Source organism: Bradyrhizobium sp. AT1, from assembly GCF_001590795.1.
GTDB lineage: Bacteria > Pseudomonadota > Alphaproteobacteria > Rhizobiales > Xanthobacteraceae > Bradyrhizobium.
The window spans coordinates 6125833-6127815 of sequence record NZ_JXDL01000001.1; the positions used below are offsets into that span (position 1 = coordinate 6125833).

Annotated in this window: 2 protein-coding genes and 1 pseudogene; 2 read left to right on the top strand and 1 reads right to left on the bottom strand. The window is 65.2% G+C overall.

All coding sequences use genetic code 11. From position 1 onward, the window contains the following. Positions 1 to 875 (bottom strand): annotated as a pseudogene (locus tag SE92_RS37250) (thiamine pyrophosphate-binding protein); the annotation flags it as partial. 375 nt (positions 876 to 1250) lie between these two features. On the opposite strand from SE92_RS37250, the gene SE92_RS28380 reads away from it, so the two are divergent. Both SE92_RS28380 and SE92_RS28385 read left to right on the top strand, forming a co-directional pair. Then, entirely contained in the window at positions 1251 to 1571 is a 321-nt protein-coding gene (locus tag SE92_RS28380; protein ID WP_018318703.1) for a DUF4164 domain-containing protein, read from the top strand. Next, complete coding sequence (locus tag SE92_RS28385) at positions 1568 to 1951, top strand: cell division protein ZapA (RefSeq protein WP_028150902.1); 384 nt, start codon at positions 1568 to 1570, stop codon at positions 1949 to 1951. Before SE92_RS28380 ends, SE92_RS28385 begins: the two co-directional genes overlap by 4 nt. Positions 1952 to 1983 lie beyond the last annotated feature (32 nt).

Genomic DNA, 1983 nt, shown 5'->3' on the forward strand with positions numbered 1-1983 from the left:
CACGCCTTCAGCACGTCGTCGGCGACCGCGAACGGTTCGAGCGAGATGCCGAGATTTTCCTTGGCGGCCTTGAGCTCCTCGGCGCCGAGGGCTTCGCCGTGCACCTTCGAGGTGCCGGCCTTGTGCGGCGCGCCGAAGCCGATGGTGGTGCGGCAGGCGATCAGCGTCGGCTTGCTGGATTTCTTCGCGCGCGTGATGGCATCGGCGATCGCTGCCTGGTTATGGCCGTCGATCTTCTCGGCGGCCCAGCCCGCCGACTTGAAACGCTTCACCTGGTCGACGGAATCGGAGATCGAGGTCGGGCCGTCGATCGAGATGCCGTTGTCGTCGTAGAGCACGATCAGCTTGTTGAGCTTCCAGTGCCCGGCCATCGCGATCGCTTCCTGCGAGACGCCTTCCATCAGGTCGCCGTCGGAGGCGAGCACATAGGTGTGGTGGTCGACGATCTTCTTGCCGAACTCGGCGGCGAGCATCTTCTCGGCGAGCGCCATGCCGACCGCGGTCGAGATGCCCTGACCGAGCGGACCGGTGGTGGTCTCGATGCCCTTGGTGCGGAAATTCTCAGGATGTCCGGGAGTGAGCGAGTCGACCTGGCGGAACTGCTTGATCTGGTCCAGCGTCATCTCGGAATTGCCGGTCAGATACAGCAGCGAATAGAGCAGCATCGAGCCGTGGCCGGCGGAGAGCACGAAGCGGTCGCGATCCGGCCAGGCGGGCACGGCGGCGTCGAATTTCAGGAACTGCGTGAACAGCACCGTGGCGATGTCGGCGGCGCCCATCGGCAGGCCGGGATGACCCGATTTCGCCTTCTCGACAGCGTCCATCGAAAGGCCGCGGATCGCGTTGGCCATACGGGAGTGATCGACCTGCGTCATGTCTGAAATCCGTCTGAAATGAGGCGCTTGGAGGCGGTGTACGCCCGCGCGGGAGGAGCCTGGCGGCCACTGAAGGTCGGGGCTGGGATAGCACCTCGGTTCCGGGAGTCCAAGGCAATCAAACGCCGATTTGGCCGCAAAAGTTGCCTCTGTGGAGATCGCTTTTTCGTCGGGTGCGCGCGCGGGAGGACTGACGGATCGGGACGACCTGCTTTCCCGATTGATCGGTGCATAGTTTCGCGGCGGCGTTGCGCTCGGCTAGCTTGCCACGTAAATTTCTGCTTCTAACCGCTTGCCGAACCGAGTCTTTTGCCGGGCGGCAAGCCCCAGGAAAAGGCCACTGGGCAAAGGCCGCCAGGTTCCACCGCTGACTACATGAACGATCGCGTGTCCAACAGTGCCGCCATGACGGAGTCCTCCGCGGTCGAGATCGAGATCGCGACCCGCAGGCTGATGGCGGCGCTCGACGCGCTCGAAAGCGCGGTGGAGCGGCGGCGTGACGCCGATCGCGACGAGAACGAGCTCGCGGCGCGAATCCAGGCGCTCGGCGCCGACCGCTCGCGACTCGCCGACGAGCTCGACGGCGCGCTGGTGAAGGCGCGCAAGCTCGAGCGCACCAACCGCGAGATCTCCGACCGGTTGGATTCCGCGATCGTCACGATACGCTCGGTGCTCGATACCGGAGAGGACGGATGAGCCACATCAACGTCACCATCAACGGCCGGCAATACCGCATGGCCTGCGAGGAGGGCCAGGAGGTGCGGCTGCTCAAGCTCGCAGAAAGCCTGGAAACACGCATCCAGTCGCTGCGTGGAAAATTCGGCGAGATCGGCGATGCGCGCCTCACCGTGATGGCGGCGCTGACCGTCTGCGACGAGCTGGTCGACGTCGGCAACCGCGTCCGCACCATGGAGCAGGAGCTGACCGAGCTCAGGGATTTCCGCAACGCCGCCGTCGAGCGCGCCAGGATGACCCAGACCGCTGTGGTGAACGCCCTGAATGCCGCCGCCGAGCGCATCGAGAAGTCGACCCAGGTGCTGAACCGCACCGTCGGCAACGGGATCGCGATTGGGTAGCGGGCTGTTGCCACGTGGCCAGTGCGCTCCCT

Bases quoted from the DNA above. Each gene is read 5' to 3' on its own strand.
- SE92_RS28380 (WP_018318703.1), top strand. From the start codon at position 1,251: ATGAACGATCGCGTGTCCAACAGTGCCGCCATGACGGAGTCCTCCGCG.
- SE92_RS28385 (WP_028150902.1), top strand. From the start codon at position 1,568: ATGAGCCACATCAACGTCACCATCAACGGCCGGCAATACCGCATGGCC.